General features: G+C 58.9%; 2 protein-coding genes. Both read left to right on the plus strand.

Features of this window, described 5'->3' with window-relative positions; genetic code table 11:
• Window positions 1-99, plus strand: a 99-nt coding sequence (locus tag AC07VG_RS33450; protein WP_495022572.1) for a TOBE domain-containing protein, incomplete at its 5' end; no start/stop codon positions are given.
• A 26-nt stretch (window positions 100-125) separates the two neighbouring features.
• The coding region (locus AC07VG_RS33455; RefSeq protein ID WP_495022573.1) for an ABC transporter permease at window positions 126-715 on the plus strand (590 nt) is incomplete at its 3' end.

Genomic DNA, 715 nt, shown 5'->3' on the forward strand with positions numbered 1-715 from the left:
TTCGTCGCCAACGCCGAGCGCCAGGGCCAGCGTCCGACCTGGGGCGATGAAGTCTACGTCTGGTGGGAAGACGACAGCGGCGTGGTACTGCGCTCATGAAACTCAAGTCCCTGGTGCAACGAATAATCCCCAGTGGCCGCCACGCGGTGATCGGGATTCCCTTCCTCTGGTTGTTCCTGTTCTTCATGCTGCCGTTCTTCATCGTCCTGAAGATCAGCTTCGCCGAAGCGGACGTGGCGATTCCGCCCTACACACAGATCTACAGCTTCGTCGAACAGAAGCTGCAGATCATCCTCAACCTCGGCAACTACACGATGCTGGGGGACGACGACCTGTACCTGGCGGCCTACCTCGGCTCGTTGAAGATGGCCTTCTTCAGCACGCTGCTGTGCCTGTTGATCGGTTATCCGATGGCCTACGCGATTGCCAGCGCGCGCAAGGAATTGCAGACCGTGCTGGTGCTGCTGATCATGATGCCGACCTGGACCGCGATCCTGATCCGCGTCTACGCCTGGATGGGGATTCTCAGCAACAACGGGCTGTTGAACGCGTTCCTGATGTGGACCGGGCTGATCAGCGAGCCGTTGCAGATCCTCAATACCAACCTCGCGGTGTATATCGGGGTGGTCTATTCCTATCTGCCGTTTATGATCCTGCCGCTCTACGCCAACCTGGTGAAACACGATCAGAGCCTGCTGGAAGCGGCCTCGGACCT

The sequence above is a fragment of the Pseudomonas sp. GW821-FHT03C07 genome (assembly GCF_059420925.1).